Raw genomic sequence first — 22,337 nt, 5'->3', positions numbered from 1 at the left:
TCCCCGCTTCTTTAAATACCAGTGCATTTTTGATGATCGATCTCGCTCTACTCCCTCTCTATATCACAACCGTTATAGCGCTACTTTTGATCCCTGGCCCTGACATGTTGTTAATCGCCAGTTCAAGCCTTAGTTATGGCAAAAAAGTAGGTCTTTATGCCAGTCTTGGCAATGCCACCTCAGGATTACTGCTCACCCTGTTAGCGGCAATGGGAGTTTCAGCCTTAATCGCCATGAACCCGATGGCACTGCAGCTACTGCGCATATTAGGCGGCGCTTATCTATTAAAGATGGGCTGGGATTGCATGCGTGCTGGGCCTATTGATGCTCCCGAGGTGGCTCAGGATAATAATTTAGCTAAAATTCTCTATCGCCGCGCCGTATTCAGCAATCTGCTCAACCCTAAGGCCCTGCTGTTTTTTGTGCTGTTTCTGCCCCAATTCGTGTCGGCAGAGTTAACGGCCAGCTCAGGCGAACAGATGCTGGCATTGGGTCTACTGCTAAATGTGATGGGATTACTGTTTAATCTCTTGCTGGTGGGCATGGTGGGAAGCTTAGGAAAACCGCTACTGAAAAATGAGAAGTTTAGAGCCAATCAGAACAAGTTTATGGGACTGATCTTCTTCACCTTAGCCATCTGGTTACTGGCCTCTCAAGTACAGACCATGAGCTAATATATGGTTTGGGTATAATACATCTAGGCAGAGCCAAAGGCCTGCCTACTCCTCTCAATTCAACTTCCTTTTAACCAAATCCCCTCTATACAATAGTGAACTAATCTCCATTTGATACGTATATACTCTTGAACTGAAACAGATCAAATTGGTAGTCGTTGATGTTAGATAAGAGTCGGTTAACACCTCGAAGGTTAGCAAAGGGGTTAAAATCCCATGAGGAGATCGCTAAATTTGATGCCCTCGCTGAAGAGTGGCGCGATCCCCAAGGTAAATTCAAACACGTTTTAGCCTTTAATTTAACTCGCTTAACTGCGATCCAGATGATGATCGCCGAACATTTCAAACGAGATCTCACCCAAGACATCCCCTTTAATGACCTTACAATGCTCGATATTGGCTGCGGTGTTGGCTTACTTTGCGAGCCTTTATCTAAACAAGGTGCCCATGTAACTGGTATCGATGCCAGTTGCTATAACATTGATTTAGCTAGACAACATGCTGAAAAAAATAACATTAATATTAATTATCAGCACTGCTTGGCAGAAGATCTATTAGCCAAACAACCAATAAATATCGCCAATAATCAAAGCGATAGAATAGGTTCAAAGCACTACGATGTGGTTCTGAATACCGAAGTTATTGAGCATGTAGAAGATCAACAAGCCCTGATTAAAACCTGCTGTGAGTTGGTAAAGCCAGGCGGCATTCTTATTATGGCAACACTAAACCGCACCATTAAATCCTATGTAATAGGTATTATTGGCGCCGAGTACGTGATGAGATACCTCCCTATCGGCACCCATGATTGGCACTATTTTGTAACGCCAAAGGAGATAAATACCATGATCTCGGCTAATGGATTAACCCCGATAACAAGCCAAGGGATGAGTTTTAACCCGTTCACTAAACAGTGGAGCATCACCTCTAATACCGATGTAAACTACCTTTCTTACGCCTACAAACCTAAATAGCCCCCCTTTAAACGGTACAAACCAGCCAATAATCTAAGCTTTTGCTACGAGATATGCGTTTTTTTGCTCTATTTTTCCTCTTTACTCCCATATTTACCTTTAAAAAAGCAACCCTACCTCTGTTTTCCCTTATGATGACCTCAAATATTGAGCAGAAATGGCGATAAACAGCCGCTTTATTGCCGGAAAATGAGAGTTCCCATGTCAAAAATAGAGATATTAATAGGTACAACCTTAGGCAACGCAGAGTATGTGGCCGATGAGATAGCCGCGCAATTAAGCGGATTAGGCCATGAAAACCAGCTCCATATGGCTCCAAAACTACAAGATCTAGATACAGAATCACTCTGGTTAATCGTATCTTCAACACATGGAGCCGGCGATCTTCCCGACAATTTAGCCCCATTTTTAAGCGAGATCTTCGCTAAAAATCCGGATCTATCTAAGACAAAATTTGCCATCTGTGCGATCGGAGATTCAAGTTACGATACTTTTTGTGAAGGGCCGGAAAAATTAGCTCAAGCAATGCAGGATTGCGGTGCACAAGTTTATGTGGATAAGATCCAGATCGATGTTCAATACGACTCGATCCCCGAAGACCCAGCGCTTACTTGGTTATCTCAGTGGCAAGATCGACTTTAAGATCAGTTTTTAGGTATAAAGCTAAGATCAACTCACAGATTAGATCTACTTTATCCACATATTACGATCTAAAATGATAAATGTGTGGATAAGGTATTATTTTGATCTGATCAAACTCTGTATTGATCCACATCCGATCTGCTTAATGATCCACCTTGTGGATAAGTAGCCGATCTATCCCCAAGCTTAAGTCAGTTAGATCTTAAATAGATCACAGGATCTGATCGCAATTAACTGTTGATTTTAAATAGAAAAAACGATTACCCACAGAAAACAGCGATCCTAATAGTAAACATAATAAAGGATCTATATAAAGATCTTAAGATCTATTAAGCAGATCTTCAGTGGATCTCCAGAGTGAAATTGATCTTTCACCAAGGTCTGTTCAGGTGCTAAAATACTCGGCTCAAATTCACAGTTTGTTCGTTATCTACTAAAGTTTAAATTTAAGGTTTACTCATGCATTTTCATGAAAGGTTCGATGTCATTGTTATCGGTGGTGGTCATGCTGGTACTGAAGCAGCATTAGCCGCAGCAAGAATGGGTTCTAAAACTCTACTGCTGACGCATAACATCGACACCTTAGGACAGATGTCTTGCAATCCAGCTATTGGCGGGATCGGTAAGGGACACTTGGTAAAAGAGATTGATGCCTTAGGCGGTGCAATGGCAATTGCTACTGACTATGCTGGTATTCAATTCAGAACCCTTAACTCAAGCAAGGGACCTGCGGTAAGAGCCACACGTGCTCAAGCAGATAGAGCGCTATATCGAGCTAAAATCCAAGAGATCCTACAAAATCAGCCTAACCTTAGATTATTTCAGCAAGCCGTAGATGACTTGATTGTTGAGAACGGACGAGTGACAGGTGTTGTGACTCAGATGGGATTAGCATTTGAAGCACCAGCAGTGGTATTGACCGCGGGGACTTTCCTCAGTGGTAAAATCCATATCGGTATGCAGAACTACAGTGGTGGACGAGCGGGTGATCCACCATCGATCGCACTGGCCGATCGTCTACGTGAACTGCCGATCCGTATTGGTCGATTAAAAACAGGTACTCCACCTAGAATCGATGCCAATACCATAAATTTTGACCTGATGACCGAGCAGAAAGGCGATACGCCTCTACCTGTGATGTCATTTATCGGTGATGTGAGTCAACATCCTAAGCAGATCTCATGCTTTGTGACTCATACCAATGAGAAAACTCACGATATTATTCGTGGTGGTCTCGATAGAAGTCCTATGTATTCAGGAGTGATTGAAGGTGTTGGCCCACGCTACTGCCCCTCTATCGAAGATAAGATCCACCGTTTTGCCGATAAGTCATCTCATCAGATCTTTATCGAACCTGAAGGCTTAAACACTAATGAGATCTACCCTAATGGTATCTCTACGAGTTTACCGTTCGATGTACAGTTAAACCTTGTTCGCTCAATCAAGGGGATGGAAAACGCTGAGATTATCCGCCCAGGTTATGCGATCGAGTATGATTACTTTGATCCAAGGGATCTGAAAAACTCACTTGAGACCAAATCTATCGATGGCCTCTTCTTCGCTGGACAGATTAACGGTACGACCGGTTATGAAGAAGCGGGAGCACAAGGACTTCTAGCGGGGATGAATGCATCACTGCAGGTTCAAGGCAAAGAGATCTGGTGCCCACGCCGTGATGAAGCCTATCTTGGGGTTTTGGTTGACGACCTTTCGACGCTGGGAACCAAAGAGCCTTACCGTATGTTCACTAGCCGTGCGGAATACCGTTTACTGCTTCGCGAAGATAACGCCGATCTACGTCTAACTGAAAAAGGACGTGAAATTGGCTTAGTCGATGATGAGCGTTGGGCTAAATTTAGCGAAAAGCGTGAATCGATAGAACTTGAACTGCAACGTCTTCGTAGTCAATGGGTTCACCCTAATTCACCTTTGATTGATGTATTAAACCCTGAACTGAATACACCTATTTCACGTGAAGCTTCTTTTGAAGATCTGCTGCGTCGTCCTGAGATGGATTACCCTAAGTTGATGTCATTAGAAGGCTTTGGTCCTGGACTTGATGATCCACGTGCCGCTGAGCAGGTGCAGATCCAGGTTAAGTATTCAGGTTATATCCAACGTCAACAGGATGAGATCGATAAAGCGATTCGCCATGAGACCACAGGCTTACCTCTAGATCTTGATTATCAAGAGGTACCAGGTTTGTCGAACGAGGTGATCGCTAAGCTTAACGACCATAAACCTGAAACCATAGGTCAGGCGTCGAGAATCTCTGGTATGACACCAGCAGCTATCTCTATTTTGTTAGTACACCTGAAACGTCGCGGCCTATTACGTAAAAAAGCTTCATAAATATATCTGATTTACTTCTAAGGGAAGCCAATAGCGCTTCCCTTACTGTTTCTGGCACTTCATAATGTCAATAATACTGTTTTTAGTCATACGTAATTAAGGATCTACCCTGTGTTATCTGCCCAATTAGATGAGTATCTGGCTGAAATGAATCTGTCTGCAACCACAGAGCAGAAAAAACAGCTTGTTGGTTTTGTTGAGATGCTCAACAAGTGGAATAAAGCTTATAACCTGACCTCTATCCGTGATCCGCAGCAGATGTTGATCCGCCATATTATGGACAGCTTAGCTGTGTCTAAGCATCTTGTGGGTGAGCGTTTTATCGATGTTGGCACTGGACCTGGTTTACCTGGGATCCCGTTAGCTATTATGAATCCAGAGCGATCCTTTGTATTGCTAGACAGTTTAGGTAAGCGGATCCGTTTTCAAAAGCAGGTTCAGCATGAACTTGGTATCCACAATATCAGCTCAGTCGAAAGTCGAGTTGAAGCTTTTGAGCCAGAGGTTAAATTTGATGGTGTGCTTAGCCGTGCGTTTGCTTCTATTGAGGATATGCTGCATTGGTGTCATCACCTACCATCTGAAACGGGTTGTTACTATGCTCTAAAGGGGCAATTAGCCGATAATGAGATGGCTAACATTCCACAAGGATTTGAAGTTACTGATATTATTGAGCTTCAGGTTCCTCGTCTTGATGAGCAAAGACACCTTTTAAGAGTGATTAAAAAATAGCGATAAAGTTGCATTTCTTTAGTGGTTCAAGCAACTTGGTATTGGTTTCAACAGTGTTGAATAGCAGAAAGTGACATACAGGATGGTATTGTGGGTAAAGTGATTGCCGTAGCTAACCAGAAAGGTGGTGTGGGAAAAACAACAACTTGCGTCAATTTAGCCGCATCTTTAGCCGCCACAAAGCGTAAGGTATTACTGATAGATCTCGATCCTCAAGGCAATGCGACCATGGGAAGCGGTATCGATAAGTACAGTGTTGAAAATACAGCCTATGAGTTGTTGGTCGATGAGAAGTCTTTCGATGAAGTTGTCTACCGAGATACCAGCGGTAAGTATGATCTGATTGCTGGTAATGGTGATGTGACGGCAGCTGAGATCAAGTTGATGGAGTTCTTTGCCCGAGAGATCAGATTACGCAATGCATTGGCACCTGTAAAAGATGAGTACGACTTTATCTTTATTGATTGTCCGCCATCACTGAATATGTTGACGGTGAATGCCATGTCGGCTGCCGACTCTGTGTTAGTGCCTATGCAGTGTGAGTATTATGCACTGGAAGGTCTGACTGCATTGATGGATACCATCAGTAAAATTGGAGCCATGGTTAACCCTGGTCTCTGCATCGAAGGGATTTTACGTACCATGTATGATCCCCGTAATCGTTTAGCCAATGATGTTTCTGATCAACTTAAACAGCATTTTGGTGAAAAAGTTTATCGTACGGTTATACCAAGGAATGTACGACTCGCTGAAGCACCAAGTTTTGGTGCTCCGGCAATGTATTATGATAAATCCAGTGCGGGCGCAAAAGCATACCTGTCACTGGCAGGTGAGATTATTCGTCGTGCTGAGCAGCATGACCTTCAGGGCGAACAGGCGTAATTTAGGGCTATGGAAATGACAGTTAAAAAGCGTGGTTTAGGCAAAGGCCTAGACGCACTTCTCAGCACCAGTAGCGCTGCGAGTGCTAAGTTAAATCAAGGACAGAGTGACTCAACGGATCAAGATATTAAGAACGATGACCTTATCATGCTAGATGTAGACATGATGCAGTCGGGAAAATATCAGCCACGTAAAGATATGTCGCCGGAGGCTCTGGATGAGCTATCTGAGTCGATAAAAGCCCAAGGTGTTATTCAACCTATTTTAGTGCGTAAAGTCTCGCCTACTATGTACGAGATTATTGCCGGTGAACGTCGCTGGCGCGCAGCTCAGCTAGCAAAGTTGAGTAAAGTGCCCTGTATTGTTAAACAGGTGCCTGATGAATCTGCTGTTGTTATCGCGCTTATTGAGAACATTCAACGTGAAGATCTCAATGCGATGGAGGAGGCTATCGCCCTCGAACGATTGATGCAGGAGTTTAATCTTACCCATCAATTAATCGCCGATGCTGTGGGCAAATCACGTGCCACGGTTTCTAACCTGCTTCGTCTCAATGGTCTCAATGAGCCTGTTAAGCGTATGTTAGAGTATGGTGATATCGATATGGGCCATGCTCGTGCTTTACTGGCTATTGATGGCGAAGAACAGACCGTTATTGCCAGAATGGTTGCCGCAAAAGAATTAACTGTTCGTGAAACTGAACGCTTAGTTAATAAAACCTTAAACCCACCTGAAATTGCAGATAAACCTGCAAAAGATCACGATGTCGCGCGCTTGGAAAGCCAATTAATTGAGAGGTTAGGTGCGAAGGTTTCCATTACCCATAATAAGAAAGGTAAAGGTAAATTAGTAATAAACTATCAAGATCTCGCTGAATTAGACGGCATTATCAGCAAAATCGGTTAAAAAACTCATGTTACCGCTATATTATGTAACTTTGTGACATCTGTTAGTTTTAGACTTTTGCATCTTTGGTCGTAGATCACGTTAAAAGAGTCGATTTTCCTCAGCTTAAACTTGCTTTGAAGGCCCGAAAAGGTATACTTTCGCAAGCTTTTTTGTTGTTCGGTATTTTTTGGATATTGTGATCCGGTCATCGAAACAATAAAGCCTTAATGCGGAGAAGGTAAATTGAGTAAGGTTTTAGCACGCCGTGGCCGATGGTCAGCCTATAAATTGGTATTGATGCAGGCGGCGGTTGCTGGGGGTGCTTCTATTTTCTTTTTCGCCACGTGGGGAGCTCAGTATGGTTTATCTGCATTAGCAGGTGGCGCCATTGCTGTACTCCCTAATTTTGTATTCGCAACCCTCGCTTTTTCCCACACGGGAGCAAGTTCAGCTGGAAAGGTCGTTAAGACTTTTTACTGGGGGGAAGCGGTAAAGTTGCTGCTTACAATAGCAATGTTTTCACTAGTGTTTATCAATATGGAAATTGGTTTTATGCCACTTTTTGTTTGTTATACCTTAGCGTTAATCGTGCATTGGACAGCTCCTTTATATTTCAAGCAAAGTTAAGTGGGATGAATCATGGCTGCAACTGGTGAAGCGTTAACACCGCAGGGCTATATCCAGCACCACCTTACCAACTTAAGTGTTGGTGAAGGCTTCTGGACATGGCACATTGATTCGTTGTTCTTTTCGGTTGGGCTTGGTGTTCTATTCTTATGGCTATTCCGTAGCGTTGGAAAGAAGGCTACAACAGGCGTTCCTGGCAAACTTCAATGTTTTGTCGAGATGATTGTTGAGTTTGTCGATTCTAGCGTGAAAGAAACCTTCCATGGCCGCAATCCTGTTATTGCTCCGTTGGCATTAACGATTTTTGTTTGGGTATTCATGATGAACTTCATGGATATGGTTCCAGTTGACTGGATACCTGAGTTAGCTATGGCAGCTGGCATCCCTTACATGAAAGTGGTTCCAACGACTGACTTAAACATCACCTTTAGTATGGCTATTGGTGTGTTCTTGCTGATTATTTACTACAGCATTAAAGTCAAAGGCATATCAGGTTTTGTTAAAGAACTGACACTGCAGCCTTTCAACCATAAGGCAATGATACCCGTCAACCTCCTGTTAGAAACTGTAACTTTGATCGCTAAGCCAATCTCATTGGCACTGCGTCTGTTCGGTAACTTATATGCAGGTGAGTTGATCTTCATCCTTATTGCGTTGATGTATGGTGCTAACTGGGCATTATCTACTCTAGGTGTGACACTACAACTAGGCTGGTTAATTTTCCATATTTTGGTTATTACCCTACAGGCGTTTATCTTCATGATGTTGACCATTGTTTACTTAAGCATGGCGCATGAAGATCATTAAGGATTGCTGAAAATTTTTTTTAGCGAAAAAATAAACTAACTAGATTTAGATATTTGGAGATAGAGATGGAAACTGTATTAGGCATGACAGCAATCGCTGTTGCTCTACTAATTGGTATGGGTGCACTTGGTACCGCTATCGGTTTTGGCCTATTGGGTGGCAAGTTCTTGGAAGGCGCTGCGCGTCAACCAGAAATGGCTCCAATGCTGCAAGTTAAAATGTTCATCGTTGCTGGTCTTCTTGATGCGGTAACTATGATCGGTGTTGGTATTGCACTATTTATGCTTTTCACCAATCCATTAGGTGCAATGCTGTAATAAACGCTTCTGTCTTTAAACTAACTAGGAGGCTGTTGTGAATATCAACGCTACCCTACTCGGTCAGACGGTTGCCTTTATTATCTTCGTGTGGTTCTGCATGAAGTTTGTTTGGCCTCCTTTGATGAATGCCATCGAAGAACGCCAAAAAAGGATTGCCGACGGTTTAGCTGATGCTGACCGTGCCGTGAAAGACCTTGAGTTGGCACAGGCTAAAGCCACTGACCAACTAAAAGACGCCAAAGCCACTGCTAATGAGATTATTGAGCAAGCGAACAAACGCAAAGCTCAAATAGTTGATGAAGCAAAAGCCGAAGCAGATGCTGAGCGCGCTAAGATTATCGCTCAGGGTCAAGCAGAAATTGAAGCTGAACGTAATCGCGTTAAAGAAGACTTGCGTAAGCAAGTTGCTACTCTAGCCATCGCTGGCGCAGAGAAGATTCTTGAGCGTTCTATCGATGAAGCCGCCCACAGTGACATAGTTAATAAACTAGTTGCTGAACTTTAAATAAGGAGTTTGAGTTATGGCTGAAATAACCACCATCGCTCGTCCTTACGCAAAGGCAGCTTTTGATTTTGCTATTGAAAAGAACGCAGTTGATAGTTGGGCAGAGATGCTGAACTTCGCGGCCATGGTCAGTGAAAACGAAACCATGAAGCCACTGCTATCTGGCTCTTTAGCCAGCCACCAGCTTGCAGAACTCTTTATTGGAGTTTGTGGCGAGCAGGTCAATGAGCAAGGTCAAAACCTGTTAAAGGTAATGGCTGAAAACGGTCGTTTAGAAACACTACCTGCTGTTTCTCAACTTTTTGTTGAGATGAAGCATGAATGGGCAAAAGAGATTGAAGCTAATGTAGTTTCAGCCACTGAGCTTAGTTCAGAGCAGCAACAGGAAATTAGTGTTTCTCTAGAGAAACGTCTCACACGCAAAGTTAAGCTTAATTGCAGCATAGATGCCAGCCTTATTGCTGGACTAATTATCACGGCAGGAGACCTAGTCATTGATGGCTCGGTCCGCGGAAAAGTTTCGCGTCTGTCTGATTCGCTGCAATCGTAATTGGGAGTTTGAGCATGCAACTGAATTCCACTGAAATCAGCGATCTGATTAAACAGCGGATCGAGCAGTTCGAAGTCGTTAGTGAAGCTCGCAACGAAGGTACTATCGTTGCAGTTAGTGACGGCATCATCCGCATCCACGGCCTAGCCGACGTGATGCAAGGTGAAATGATCGAGCTGCCTGGTAACCGTTTCGCAATCGCGTTGAACTTAGAACGTGATTCTGTCGGTGCCGTAGTTATGGGCCCTTATGCCTCTTTGGCTGAAGGCGACAAAGTAAAAACAACTGGTCGTATTTTGGAAGTCCCAGTTGGCCGTGGTCTTTTAGGTCGCGTAGTCAACACATTGGGTGAGCCAATCGACGGAAAAGGACCTATCGATAACGATGGTTTCTCTCCTGTTGAAATGATCGCACCAGGTGTTATTGAACGTAAGTCAGTAGATCAACCAGTACAAACTGGTTATAAAGCCGTTGACTCTATGATCCCTATCGGTCGTGGACAGCGTGAGTTGATCATTGGTGACCGTCAGATCGGTAAAACCGCTCTAGCGATCGATGCCATCATCAACCAAAAAGATACTGGCATTAAGTGTGTATACGTAGCTGTAGGCCAGAAGGCTTCTACAATTGCTAACGTGGTACGCAAGCTAGAAGAACATGGCGCTTTGGCGAACACCATTGTTGTTGTTGCTACAGCTTCTGAAGCTGCTGCTCTACAATATTTGGCTCCATACTCTGGTTGTTCAATGGGTGAGTACTTCCGCGACCGCGGTGAAGATTCACTGATTGTCTATGATGATCTTTCTAAGCAAGCAGTTGCTTACCGTCAGATCTCATTGCTACTTAAGCGTCCACCAGGACGTGAAGCATACCCAGGTGATGTATTCTATCTTCACTCTCGTCTGTTAGAGCGTGCTTCACGTGTTAACGCCGAGTATGTTGAGAAGTTCACTAAAGGTGAAGTGAAAGGCCAAACTGGTTCTTTGACTGCTCTGCCGATTATTGAAACTCAAGCGGGTGACGTATCTGCATTCGTACCGACCAACGTAATTTCGATTACCGATGGTCAGATCTTCCTTGAAACTGACCTATTTAACTCTGGACTACGTCCAGCTGTTAACCCAGGTATTTCGGTTTCTCGTGTTGGTGGTGCGGCTCAGACTAAGATCATCAAGAAACTGTCTGGCGGTATTCGTAGCGCACTAGCACAGTATCGAGAGCTTGCAGCGTTCTCACAGTTTGCATCTGACTTAGATGATGCAACACGTGCTCAGCTTGAGCATGGTGAGCGTGTTACTGAACTTATGAAGCAAAAACAATACGCCCCTATGAGCGTAGCTGATCAGTCTGTGTCTATTTTCTCAGCTGAAAAAGGTTACCTAAAGAGCGTAGAGCTTAATAAGATTGGTGATTTCGAAGCGTCTTTGCTCTCTTACATGAACAGCGAGCATGCTGACCTTATGAAGACCATCAACGAGACTGGCAACTACAATGCCGACATCGAAGGTGAGTTGAAGGCTGGCCTCGACAAGTTCGTCGAAACTCAAACCTGGTAAAGAACAGAGGTGTCGTAAGGCGCCTCAGGTCCAGATTGGAGAGTAAAGATGGCCAACGCTAAAGAGATTAAAACCAAGATCGCGAGTGTACAAAACACTCAGAAGATCACGTCTGCTATGGAGATGGTTGCCGCGAGTAAAATGCGTAAAGCACAAGATCGCATGGCTTCTAGTCGTCCATATGCAGAAAATATGCGTAAGGTGATCGGTCACGTGGCGCAAGGTTCTCTCGAATATAAGCATCCATATTTGGAAGTGCGAGAAGCCAAGCGTGTTGGTTACATTGTTGTGTCAACCGACCGTGGTCTTTGTGGTGGTCTGAACGTTAACCTTTTCAAAAAGGTTGTCGCAGACGTGAAGAAGCAGCGTGAAGCTGGTGCAGAAGTTGAATTCTGCCCAATCGGCGCACGAAGCGTACAGTTCTTCAATAGCTTTGGCGGACAAGTTTCTGCTCATGCTTCAGGTTTAGGTGATGCTCCAAAGCTCGCTGACCTGATCGGAACAGTACGTGTCATGCTTCAAGCATACAACGAAGGCAAGCTAGATCGTTTGTACGTGGTATTTAACAAGTTCGTTAATACTATGTCTCAGACGCCTGTGATCGAGCAGCTGCTACCTTTGCCTAAGTCAGAAGAAGATGAGATTTCTCATCACTGGGACTACTTATACGAACCAGATCCAAAAGAGCTTTTGGATACTTTGTTGGTCCGTTATGTGGAGTCTCAAGTTTACCAAGGTGTTGTTGAAAATATTGCATCCGAACAAGCGGCCCGTATGGTTGCTATGAAAGCTGCAACAGACAACGCTGGTGAACTTATCAGTGACTTGGAGTTGGTCTATAACAAGGCTCGTCAGGCTGCGATTACGCAGGAACTGTCGGAAATTGTTTCAGGTGCCGCTGCCGTTTAGGCTAGGTAACGAATACAAGTTTTAGAGGATTTATCATGAGCACAGGTACTGTTGTCCAAGTAATTGGCGCGGTTGTGGACGTTGAGTTTCCACAAGATGCCGTACCTCAGGTATATGACGCTCTAGAGATCAAAAGTGAAGATTTGGTGCTGGAAGTACAGCAGCAACTAGGTGGTGGTGTTGTTCGTACCATCGCTATGGGTTCTTCAGATGGTCTGCGTCGTGGTCTTGAGGTTGTAAATTCTGGTTCACCTATTTCTGTTCCGGTTGGGGAAAAGACCCTAGGCCGTATCATGAACGTATTAGGTCAGCCAGTTGATGAAGCGGGTGAAATTGGTGAAGAAGAACGTTACGTTATTCACCGTGAAGCGCCTTCATATGAAGATCAATCAAACACAACTGAGCTTTTAGAGACTGGTATCAAGGTTATCGACCTTGTATGTCCATTCGCTAAGGGTGGTAAAGTTGGTCTGTTTGGTGGTGCTGGTGTTGGTAAGACCGTCAACATGATGGAACTTATTAACAACATCGCTAAAGCACACTCAGGTTTATCAGTATTCGCTGGTGTAGGTGAGCGTACTCGTGAGGGTAACGACTTCTACTACGAGATGGAAGATTCTGGCGTTCTAGATAAAGTGGCCATGGTATATGGTCAGATGAACGAGCCTCCAGGAAACCGTCTACGTGTGGCACTGACTGGTCTAACTATGGCTGAGAAGTTCCGTGACGAAGGTAAAGACGTTCTTTTCTTCGTTGATAACATCTATCGTTACACCTTGGCGGGTACTGAAGTATCTGCACTGCTAGGCCGTATGCCATCAGCAGTAGGTTACCAGCCAACACTGGCTGAAGAGATGGGTGTACTTCAGGAGCGTATTACATCGACTAAGACAGGGTCTATTACCTCTGTTCAAGCCGTATACGTACCTGCGGATGACTTAACCGATCCGTCACCAGCAACAACCTTCGCTCACTTAGATGCGACTGTTGTACTGTCACGTAACATCGCTTCTATGGGTATCTACCCAGCGGTTGACCCATTGGATTCGACTTCACGTCAGCTAGATCCTTTGGTTGTTGGTCAAGAGCATTATGATGTTGCTAACGGTGTACAAACTGTACTTCAGCGCTATAAAGAGCTGAAAGATATCATTGCGATTCTAGGTATGGATGAATTATCTGATGAAGATAAGACAACAGTATCTCGTGCTCGTAAGATTGAAAAATATCTTTCTCAGCCTTTCTTCGTTGCAGAAGTATTCACTGGTTCTCCAGGTAAGTACGTTTCTCTTAAAGACACCATCCGTGGCTTTAAAGGTATTCTTGAAGGTGAGTATGACAACCTTCCAGAGCAAGCGTTCTACATGGTTGGTTCAATCGACGAAGTTGTTGAGAAAGCTAACAAAAAATAACTCAGTGCTCTGCACTTGTTGAGAACTTTTAGTTCAAAATATGAGTGCAGATAACTAGTTTAAGGAGAACCGATGGCAGCCATGACAGTACAACTTGATATTGTTAGTGCAGAAAATAGCATCTTTTCTGGTCTTGTAGCACACCTACAAGTAACTGGTTCAGAAGGTGATCTGGGTGTTATGCCTGGTCACGCGCCACTGCTGACAAATATCAAACCTGGCATGGCACGCATCGTCAAGCAAGATGGGAAAGAAGAGGTGTTTTATCTTTCGGGCGGAATCCTGGAAGTTCAACCTTCATCTGTTTCAGTATTGGCTGACGTAGTTAAGCGTGCCGATGAAATTGACGAAAAAGCAGCTGAAGAAGCTAAGCGTCGTGCAGAGTCTGCTATGGCAGATGCTGGCGCTGACTTCAACTATGCTGCCGCAGCAAATGAGTTAGCTCAGGCTGTTGCTCAGTTGCGTGTTGTTGATACCATCAAAAAGAACATTGCCAGATAAGGTTATTGTTTGATGAAAAAAGGCGCCCTAGGGCGCCTTTTTTGTTTATTTTAATTTGATAAAATTGTACCAAGATTTTCTTTTTATTACGGTATTTGCTGCTTTTTTCCAATCTGCTTTGATATTGTTTTTATCTGCATGTTTTATTATTTCAGCCCATTCAGTTCGTTCTACATCATTTCTGAATTTCAACTTAATGATTTGTTCAGTTAAGTTAGTATCGGTTGGAAAACATTTAGGGATACTAAAACCGCAAGCTAAAAAATTTAATTTAGTTCGGATACATTTTTCACATTTGCCGCAGTTTTTATCTTTAACATCTCCTTCCCAACAGACTCTTAGGTTGTTGGCGCCAGTTGTCCACTCTGCTATCTCAGATACTTTTTCTGTTCTATTGTGAGATGCTCCATCATGAATAACGGTAAATTCATCTGAGCTTAATAGGTGATCTGTTATTGGGGATGATCCCCAAGGAATCACTAATGAGTCGTAAGATTCACTACTTCCAATCAAGCCTGTACCCGCTTGATATTTCAATTGGTTTAATGCTGCAACTAAGGCTAGCGCGTGGGAATGAGGCCATAATACTTTGGATATTTCACGGTAGTTAGTTTTAATTTGAACCAACTTTAGCTCTAAATCCAGCAAAGTTTTTTCTGCACGTATAAAAGCATTATCAAATGCTTTTTGCTCTGTAAGAGGGATATCAAAACCATGGATTAGTGCGCATAGGTTGATCTGTTGGGAGCGGTAACTGTGTTTTTTCTGGCTATGGCGCCAAACAGAAAAAGTGGCATCTACTCCACCAGAAAAAGCACAAACAGCCCCTTTTTTACGCAGCTCTGGTTCTCTTATTAAATCGACCTCAATATCTACAACATTGTATTTTTTGGGAAGCCACTTATTCCATGCTGATTGAAGTTCAACTAGGTTTGATAGTAACTCTAGTGAAACAGAGCCTTTCACTATGATTTTTCTGTTCTCTTTCATGCCTTCTAAGAGCATAGATAGTAAGTAACTGTCGCAGTCATCTGAGGCTGGAGCTTCAGTTACTTTAGGAAATTGAAACCAAAGTATTTGTGAAGAAGTTTCCTCTTTACCCTCGTTTAGTCTAGAAATAGAGCAGCTTCTTATTATATCGCCACCTCTATTTTCGTTTTTTAATGGGGTAAGTATTAGTTCTTTCATGTGGGCTCTTCTTTAAACATTTAACAGGCATATTTCAAAAGTGCCAGATATTAGATTAAAAATGTTTGGCTGGATAGATTAGAGTATTTAAATTGGGAGTTACTTGGTTATCTTTTTATGGGGATTTCCGTTAAAATCAGCCCATAAAACAGACCTTATACTTTTTGGTATTAGCATACTTTAATTAGCACCAGCTCAAGGATATCTCCATGGCATTGAACGTAGTGATTTTGGCCGCAGGTAAGGGAACACGCATGCGCTCAGATCTCCCTAAAGTTTTACATCCTATTGCCCATAAAAGTATGGTGCAGCATGTGATCGATACGGCTCACAATGTTGGTAGTGATGCTATTCAACTGGTGTACGGCTATGGCGGTGAGAAGCTACAAAGTGTGTTAGGTGAGCAGCAGCTTAACTGGGTGCTACAAGCTGAGCAGCTTGGTACTGGTCATGCGGTGGCTCAGGCTAACTCTAATATCGCTGATGACGATACAGTGCTTATTCTTTACGGTGATGTGCCGCTGATTCAAGCATCTACACTGGAAGCTCTGCTGGCTGCACGTGAAGAGAATGGCTTAGCTATTTTAACCGTTAATCTACCTAATCCTACGGGTTATGGTCGTATCGTACGTGAAGCAAATAAGGTTGTGGGTATTATTGAGCAGAAAGATGCCAATGCTGAGCAGCTTGCTATCAATGAGATCAACACTGGCATTATGGCAGCTCCTGGTAAGCAGTTAAAAGCTTGGCTTGGTCAGTTATCATCAAACAATGCTCAGGGCGAATACTACCTTACAGATATCGTAGCCATGGCACACAGAGATGGGGTTGCCATTACCACGGCTCAGCCTGATTCTGCGATTGAAGTGGAAGGTGCTAACAACCGAGTGCAGTTAGCTCAACTTGAGCGTGCTTATCAGGCTCGTGCAGCTGAAAAACTCATGCTTGAAGGGGCTAACCTAAGAGATCCTGCTCGTATCGATATACGTGGTGAGGTGAGCGTTGGTATGGATGTGATGATAGATGTCAATGTCATCATGCAGGGGAAGGTGACCATAGGTAATAACGTCACTATTGGTGCTGGTGCTATCTTGATCGATTGTGAGATTAGCGACAATGCCGAGATTAAGCCTTACTCCATCGTTGAAAGTGCCAAAGTGGGCGCTGAGGCGAGTGCCGGCCCATTTGCCCGTCTTCGTCCTGGTGCTGAGCTTAAACGTGATGCTCACATAGGTAACTTTGTTGAGATGAAGAAGGCGGTATTGGGTGAAGGTTCCAAAGCAGGACACCTTGCTTATATTGGTGATGCGCAGATTGGCAGTGGTGTAAACATAGGTGCAGGGACTATTACTTGTAACTATGACGGCGCCAATAAACATCTGACAGTAATCGAAGATAATGTCTTTGTGGGCAGCGATACGCAACTTGTTGCACCGGTAACCATAGGCAAGGGAGCGACCTTAGGGGCTGGCTCAACCATAACTAAAGATGTGGCTGCCGACGAGTTGGTTATTACACGTGTTAAGCAGCGTCATCTGACTGGATGGCCACGTCCGGTTAAGCTGAAAAAGTAGTTTTATCTCTTCCCGATTAAGGCAGCTAATAAGCTGCCTTTTTTGTTTTTTAACCACTTATTCCTATTACTTCACCACGCGTTTTTACTGTTTTTTAGAGCTTGATCACTAGTGTTTGTAAACTTGTGTAAAGAAACTTAAATAAAAATAATTCTCATTTATATTACGCCCAACTTTCGCTCTTGATATCCATATTGGGGTTGGCAATGTCTTCTATAAAGCGTGTTTTGAAAAATCGTATTTTTAACTATTCATCTATCAGTATTGCAATATTCTCTGCACTATCTGCTACTTCAGTTGTTGCTGAAGAGCTGGAAAGCATAGAGATACCTACAGCTAATATTGAACGTATTACTGTTACCGGTCGAAGCTTTAATGATTACAAAGCTGGAACGGCATCAGGCGCTATGCGTGGTGATATCGATTTGATGGACACTCCTCAATCGGTCAATGTTATTCCTGACTTTGTGACCGATGAGCAGTTGGCAACCAATCTTTCTGAAGTACTGGTTAACGATTCAAGTGTGACTGGTGGCTCTGAGAAGTGGAACCGTCAGGTATTTAGTATTCGTGGTTTTGAACTATCTTCAGGTTCAGGTTATTTGATTAATGGTCAGCAGCAGTGGTCTCACTATGTGCAGCCTATTGAAACATTACAGCAAGTTGAGGTACTAAAAGGTCCATCTTCTATGTTGTATGGTCAATCTGGCCCTGGTGGTTTGATCAACATGGTGACCAAGAAGCCAACTTACGAGACGATGCTTGATATCGGTTTTGATACCGATGAACATGGCTCTACTCGCTTTCAATTAGATGCAGGTGGCAGTCTAAACGAAGCTGAAACGATCCGTTACCGTACAGTGTTAGTAAAGCAAGACACTAACTACTGGCGTGAATATCAAGATGGCACTAACCAAGAGCGTGATCGCTGGTTAGGTTACTTAAATCTAGAGTTTGATATCACTGACGATCTACTCCTGTCACTTAAGTATGATCACACTCAAGATAAGACAGGTATCGATACCGGAGGCTGGTTAAACAGCAGTGGTGACTTAATTGGTGGCCGTGACATTATCTGGGATCAGCCATGGGCATTTACCGATAATACCATCACTAATATGGGCGCGGATATCGTTTACCACATCAGTGATGATTGGAAGGTAAAAGCGGGTTATAACGATCAGCAGTTTAACCGTCAGCGCTTAGATTCATCGCCTCAATACTCTGAAGACCCATTCAGTAATGGTTACACGGTGAAGCCGTTCGATCGCTATGATGACTGGCAGCATAAAACAAGTTATATGGACTTTGTGGGTGAGTTCTCAACTGGCGGACTCGATCATCAGTTCCTGATTGGCGCTAATATGCTGGACTATTACTATGGCCAGTTACGGGTAAAAGGTGCACCAGAGACAGTTATTCCTGGTCAGCCAATCGCTAACCCTGGACTGGATTACAATGATGATGACTCTAAGTATGAGAGTGATTATAAGCACTACGGCTTCTATATTCAGGATCTGATCACCATTAATGACAGTTGGCAGGTGCTTGCTGGTGTTCGCTACGATGAGCAGAAAAAAGATGGCGAAGGCAATAACAGCTACGCAGTTTCACCTAAGTTTGGTGTTATCTACTCGCCCGCTGATAACGGCAGCATCTATGTAAACTACTCTAAGAGCTTTACACCGCAAGGGATCGTTAACGATTCTGAAGATGTGAATGACAAGATGAACCTTGAGCCTGAGTATGGTGAACAGTATGAGATAGGCACAAAGTGGGAGTTGTTTAACGATAGCTTGCTGCTTACCGCAGCAGTATTCGATATCACTGTATCAAACGTCACAGTGACAGAAGATCTTACTAACCCTATTTCTGGTGGCCATCAAACTATTACGACCCAAAGTGGCGAACAACGTCATAAAGGTTTCGAGATGGGCGCTCAAGGTCAGGTTAGTGATAACTGGTTCTTAACCGGTTCTATGATGTACCTTAACGCTGAGTATCAAAGACCTGAAGGCGATAAGTTAAATGGTAAGACACCTATTGATGCACCAGAATGGTCGGCTAACGTCTGGACTCGTTATGAGATGACCGATGATTTAGCCCTTAACTTTGGTGCTGTCTATGTGGGCGAGCGTTTCGCTAATACAGAGAATACTATCTCTAAAGATGGTTATGTACGTTTCGATATGGGCGCAGCCTACTCAATGGATGTGATGGGCAGTGATGTGAGCGTGCGTTTGAACGTGAAGAACCTATTTGATACTGACTACATTGCTGGTGGTAACTACAAAGATGTCACAGTGGGTGAAGGTCGTCACTTTGGTTTAGCTTTGGAAGCTAAGTTCTAAATTGATATTTATTGATTAACTCTTTGATAAAATTCTTTAATAAATAAGCCTCTATCTTGGATAGGGGCTTTTTTTGCTTAAATTTTGGCACTTTTTGATCTTTATCTAGTTTCAAAACTGGTAAAAAAGTTTCGTTTCACTATAATGCATCTTTCGAAACGAAACTTAACTGAAAGGTTTTATGAACAAACGTAATACCCAGCAGCGCCGACATAGCATTATCAGCATCCTAAATGAACAGGGTGAGGTCAGTGTTGATGAGTTATCTACTCGTTTCGAAACATCTGAGGTCACTATTCGTAAAGACCTAGCTGCACTAGAGAAAACAGGTCTCTTGTTACGTCGTTATGGTGGCGCGGTTGCTATCCCTGATGAGGTGACACAGCAGTTTACTGCCAAGATAGCACCCAATAAGTTATCGATTGCCGAAACTGCGGCAGAACTTATCAATGATCATAATCGCATCATTATCGACAGCGGCAGTACGACATCTGGGCTTATTCAGCAGTTAAACAGTAAGCGTGGTCTGCTTGTGATGACCAACTCTCTGCAGTTGGCCAATGCGATACATGAGCTGGAAAATGAGCCAACTCTGTTGATGACAGGTGGTACTTGGGATCCCCATTCTGAATCTTTTCAGGGACAGGTTGCCGAGCAAGTATTGCGTTCATATAACTTTGATCAGCTTTTTATCGGTGCCGACGGTATCGATCTCGAGCGCGGCACTACTACCTTCAATGAGTTAACTGGTCTTAGTAAGGTGATGGCAGAAGTATCACGGGAAGTCATTGTGATGCTTGAGTCCGACAAGGTTGGGCGACGTATCCCTAATTTAGAGCTGCCATGGAGCAAGGTGAGCGTGCTTGTTACCGATGACAGACTTGCCGCAGAAGCGGTTGAAAGTATTACTAACCATGGTGTGCGGGTCATACTTGCACGCCATGTAAGTTAAGCAAATTCATTTTAATTTTAACTCTGGTTTATAGAGATTAGGTAATCAATATGTGTGGAATCGTAGGCGCTGTGGCGCAAAGGGATGTTGCTGAAATTTTGGTTGAGGGACTTAGACGTCTTGAATATCGTGGATATGATTCAGCTGGTGTCGCCGTTATTAATGATGGAGAGCTAAGAACGACTCGTCGTGTTGGTAAGGTGCAGGAGCTATCGGCTGCACTTGATGATTCTCCATTAGTAGGCGGTACAGGTATCGCTCATACGCGCTGGGCTACTCATGGCGAGCCAAGTGAGCGTAATGCTCATCCTCATCTCTCTAGCGGTGATATTGCTGTTGTTCACAACGGTATTATTGAAAACCACAACAAGCTACGTGAGATGCTTAAAGGCTTAGGTTATGTCTTCACATCAGATACAGATACCGAAGTTATCTGCCATCTAGTACACCATGAGTTAAAGAGCCACGACACACTACTAGCTGCAGTACAAGCAACGGTGAAACAGCTTGAAGGTGCTTACGGTACTGTGGTTATCGACCGTACAGACAGTGACCGTATGATTGTTGCCCGTAGCGGTAGTCCATTGGTTATCGGTTTTGGTCTTGGGGAGAACTTTGTTGCTTCCGATCAGTTAGCTTTACTTCCAGTTACACGCTCTTTTGCTTTCTTAGAGGAGGGGGATGTTGCTGAGGTGACACGTCGTACGGTTAGCATTTTTGATATTGATGGTAATGCTGTTGAGCGTGAAGTAAAAGAGTCTGAAGTGACCCATGATGCTGGTGATAAAGGGGAGTACCGTCATTACATGCTAAAAGAGATCTACGAGCAGCCACGTGCTATAGCCCATACTTTAGAGGGGCGTATTGCTAGCGGGACTGTGTTGGACTCAGCATTTGGTGAGAACGCTGCTGAGTTTCTAAAAGATATTAAACACGTACAAATTATTGCTTGTGGTACCAGCTACCATGCGGGAATGGCTGCACGTTACTGGCTAGAGGATTGGGCTGGTGTTTCCTGTAACGTAGAGATCGCATCTGAGTTCCGTTACCGCAAATCTCATATGTTCCCTAACAGCTTGTTAGTCACTATCTCTCAGTCTGGTGAAACGGCGGATACTTTAGCTGCACTGCGTTTGGCAAAAGAGATGGGCTACAAAGCCACTATGACCATCTGTAACTCACCGGGTTCATCTCTGGTACGTGAATCAGATATGGCGTATATGATGAAAGCTGGCGCCGAGATAGGTGTTGCGTCTACTAAAGCGTTCACGGTTCAGCTTGCTGGTCTGTTGATGCTAACAGCGGTTGTGGGTCGCCATAATGGTATGTCAGATGAGATGCAGGCTAAAATTACTCAAAGCTTACAATCTATGCCAGCTAAAGTTGAGCAAGCACTTGGATTAGATGATGCTATTGCTGAACTTGCCGAAGATTTTGCTGACAAGCATCACGCACTGTTTTTAGGTCGTGGCGACCAATATCCAATCGCGATGGAAGGGGCACTTAAGCTTAAAGAGATCTCCTACATTCACGCCGAAGCTTATGCATCTGGCGAGCTAAAGCATGGTCCACTGGCTTTGATCGATGCCGATATGCCTGTGATTGTGGTTGCGCCAAACAACGAGCTGCTTGAAAAGTTAAAATCGAATGTTGAAGAGGTACGTGCTCGTGGTGGCTTGATGTACGTATTTGCCGATGTGGATGCTGAGTTTGAGTCTGATGACACCATGAAAGTGATTCAAGTGCCTCATTGTGATGAGTTTATGGCAGCGCTTATCTACACCATACCTTTGCAATTACTCTCTTACCATGTTGCCTTAATTAAAGGTACTGATGTGGATCAACCACGTAACTTAGCTAAATCGGTAACGGTAGAGTAATCGGTTTAACTCTTACTCTATTGGGTGAGATTTAAATGGCGGTTTCCTTATGGAGCCGCCA

Annotated in this window: 21 protein-coding genes; 20 read left to right on the top strand and 1 reads right to left on the bottom strand. The window is 43.8% G+C overall.

Translation table 11 applies throughout. The annotated features are described in order from the left end of the window. The first annotated feature begins 32 nt into the window (after positions 1 to 32). The 16 genes from SWOO_RS25220 to SWOO_RS25145 all read left to right on the top strand — a co-directional run bounded on the left by SWOO_RS25220 (position 33) and on the right by SWOO_RS25145 (position 14,331). Complete coding sequence (locus SWOO_RS25220) at positions 33 to 674, top strand: LysE family translocator (RefSeq protein WP_012327477.1); 642 nt, start codon at positions 33 to 35, stop codon at positions 672 to 674. A 161-nt stretch (positions 675 to 835) separates the two neighbouring features. Continuing rightward, on the top strand, positions 836 to 1,648 hold the full coding sequence (gene ubiG / locus SWOO_RS25215; protein WP_012327476.1) for a bifunctional 2-polyprenyl-6-hydroxyphenol methylase/3-demethylubiquinol 3-O-methyltransferase UbiG: 813 nt from the start codon (positions 836 to 838) through the stop codon (positions 1,646 to 1,648). 201 nt (positions 1,649 to 1,849) lie between these two features. Beyond that, on the top strand, positions 1,850 to 2,290 hold the full coding sequence (gene mioC / locus SWOO_RS25210) for an FMN-binding protein MioC (protein WP_041417850.1): 441 nt from the start codon (positions 1,850 to 1,852) through the stop codon (positions 2,288 to 2,290). A gap of 459 nt (positions 2,291 to 2,749) precedes the next feature. Further along, positions 2,750 to 4,642, top strand: coding sequence for a tRNA uridine-5-carboxymethylaminomethyl(34) synthesis enzyme MnmG (mnmG, locus tag SWOO_RS25205; RefSeq protein WP_012327474.1), 1,893 nt, complete (start codon positions 2,750 to 2,752; stop codon positions 4,640 to 4,642). 111 nt (positions 4,643 to 4,753) lie between these two features. Continuing rightward, the gene (gene rsmG, locus SWOO_RS25200) at positions 4,754 to 5,374 is read left to right on the top strand and encodes a 16S rRNA (guanine(527)-N(7))-methyltransferase RsmG (protein WP_012327473.1); all 621 of its coding nucleotides are present in this window, start codon (positions 4,754 to 4,756) and stop codon (positions 5,372 to 5,374) included. A 90-nt stretch (positions 5,375 to 5,464) separates the two neighbouring features. Then, on the top strand, positions 5,465 to 6,256 hold the full coding sequence (locus tag SWOO_RS25195) for a ParA family protein (RefSeq protein WP_012327472.1): 792 nt from the start codon (positions 5,465 to 5,467) through the stop codon (positions 6,254 to 6,256). A 15-nt stretch (positions 6,257 to 6,271) separates the two neighbouring features. Continuing rightward, complete coding sequence (locus tag SWOO_RS25190) at positions 6,272 to 7,162, top strand: ParB/RepB/Spo0J family partition protein (protein ID WP_012327471.1); 891 nt, start codon at positions 6,272 to 6,274, stop codon at positions 7,160 to 7,162. 225 nt (positions 7,163 to 7,387) lie between these two features. Then, positions 7,388 to 7,771 (top strand): ATP synthase subunit I, encoded by a 384-nt coding sequence (locus SWOO_RS25185; RefSeq protein ID WP_012327470.1) that lies wholly within the window; start codon positions 7,388 to 7,390, stop codon positions 7,769 to 7,771. Positions 7,772 to 7,783: 12 nt separating this feature from the next. Next, entirely contained in the window at positions 7,784 to 8,578 is a 795-nt protein-coding gene (atpB, locus tag SWOO_RS25180; RefSeq protein ID WP_012327469.1) for a F0F1 ATP synthase subunit A, read from the top strand. Positions 8,579 to 8,643: 65 nt separating this feature from the next. Then, positions 8,644 to 8,895, top strand: coding sequence for a F0F1 ATP synthase subunit C (gene atpE / locus SWOO_RS25175; protein ID WP_011639455.1), 252 nt, complete (start codon positions 8,644 to 8,646; stop codon positions 8,893 to 8,895). A gap of 37 nt (positions 8,896 to 8,932) precedes the next feature. After that, complete coding sequence (gene atpF / locus SWOO_RS25170) at positions 8,933 to 9,403, top strand: F0F1 ATP synthase subunit B (protein ID WP_012327468.1); 471 nt, start codon at positions 8,933 to 8,935, stop codon at positions 9,401 to 9,403. Between the two features lie 16 nt (positions 9,404 to 9,419). Then, complete coding sequence (gene atpH, locus SWOO_RS25165; protein WP_012327467.1) at positions 9,420 to 9,953, top strand: F0F1 ATP synthase subunit delta; 534 nt, start codon at positions 9,420 to 9,422, stop codon at positions 9,951 to 9,953. Positions 9,954 to 9,967: 14 nt separating this feature from the next. Next, complete coding sequence (gene atpA, locus SWOO_RS25160) at positions 9,968 to 11,509, top strand: F0F1 ATP synthase subunit alpha (RefSeq protein WP_012327466.1); 1,542 nt, start codon at positions 9,968 to 9,970, stop codon at positions 11,507 to 11,509. A gap of 48 nt (positions 11,510 to 11,557) precedes the next feature. Further along, a complete protein-coding gene (gene atpG / locus SWOO_RS25155; RefSeq protein ID WP_012327465.1) occupies positions 11,558 to 12,418 on the top strand; it encodes a F0F1 ATP synthase subunit gamma in 861 nt (286 codons plus the stop codon). 35 nt (positions 12,419 to 12,453) lie between these two features. Continuing rightward, positions 12,454 to 13,830, top strand: coding sequence for a F0F1 ATP synthase subunit beta (gene atpD / locus SWOO_RS25150; protein WP_012327464.1), 1,377 nt, complete (start codon positions 12,454 to 12,456; stop codon positions 13,828 to 13,830). A gap of 72 nt (positions 13,831 to 13,902) precedes the next feature. After that, positions 13,903 to 14,331, top strand: coding sequence for a F0F1 ATP synthase subunit epsilon (locus SWOO_RS25145; RefSeq protein ID WP_012327463.1), 429 nt, complete (start codon positions 13,903 to 13,905; stop codon positions 14,329 to 14,331). 45 nt (positions 14,332 to 14,376) lie between these two features. Here the strand turns inward: SWOO_RS25145 and SWOO_RS25140 are convergent, their stop codons facing one another. Beyond that, a complete protein-coding gene (locus SWOO_RS25140; RefSeq protein WP_012327462.1) occupies positions 14,377 to 15,519 on the bottom strand; it encodes a hypothetical protein in 1,143 nt (380 codons plus the stop codon). A gap of 209 nt (positions 15,520 to 15,728) precedes the next feature. Between SWOO_RS25140 and glmU the strand changes: the two genes are divergently transcribed. The 4 genes from glmU to glmS all read left to right on the top strand — a co-directional run bounded on the left by glmU (position 15,729) and on the right by glmS (position 22,276). Next, a complete protein-coding gene (glmU, locus tag SWOO_RS25135) occupies positions 15,729 to 17,093 on the top strand; it encodes a bifunctional UDP-N-acetylglucosamine diphosphorylase/glucosamine-1-phosphate N-acetyltransferase GlmU (RefSeq protein ID WP_012327461.1) in 1,365 nt (454 codons plus the stop codon). 206 nt (positions 17,094 to 17,299) lie between these two features. Beyond that, complete coding sequence (locus SWOO_RS25130) at positions 17,300 to 19,444, top strand: TonB-dependent receptor (RefSeq protein ID WP_012327460.1); 2,145 nt, start codon at positions 17,300 to 17,302, stop codon at positions 19,442 to 19,444. A gap of 181 nt (positions 19,445 to 19,625) precedes the next feature. Continuing rightward, on the top strand, positions 19,626 to 20,396 hold the full coding sequence (locus SWOO_RS25125; RefSeq protein WP_012327459.1) for a DeoR/GlpR family DNA-binding transcription regulator: 771 nt from the start codon (positions 19,626 to 19,628) through the stop codon (positions 20,394 to 20,396). A gap of 50 nt (positions 20,397 to 20,446) precedes the next feature. Continuing rightward, positions 20,447 to 22,276, top strand: coding sequence for a glutamine--fructose-6-phosphate transaminase (isomerizing) (gene glmS / locus SWOO_RS25120; RefSeq protein ID WP_012327458.1), 1,830 nt, complete (start codon positions 20,447 to 20,449; stop codon positions 22,274 to 22,276). Positions 22,277 to 22,337: the final 61 nt, after the last annotated feature.

This window comes from Shewanella woodyi ATCC 51908 (assembly GCF_000019525.1).
Lineage (GTDB): Bacteria > Pseudomonadota > Gammaproteobacteria > Enterobacterales > Shewanellaceae > Shewanella > Shewanella woodyi.
Note: the sequence above shows the minus strand (reverse complement) of the source record. Positions and strands in the feature narration are given on the sequence as shown.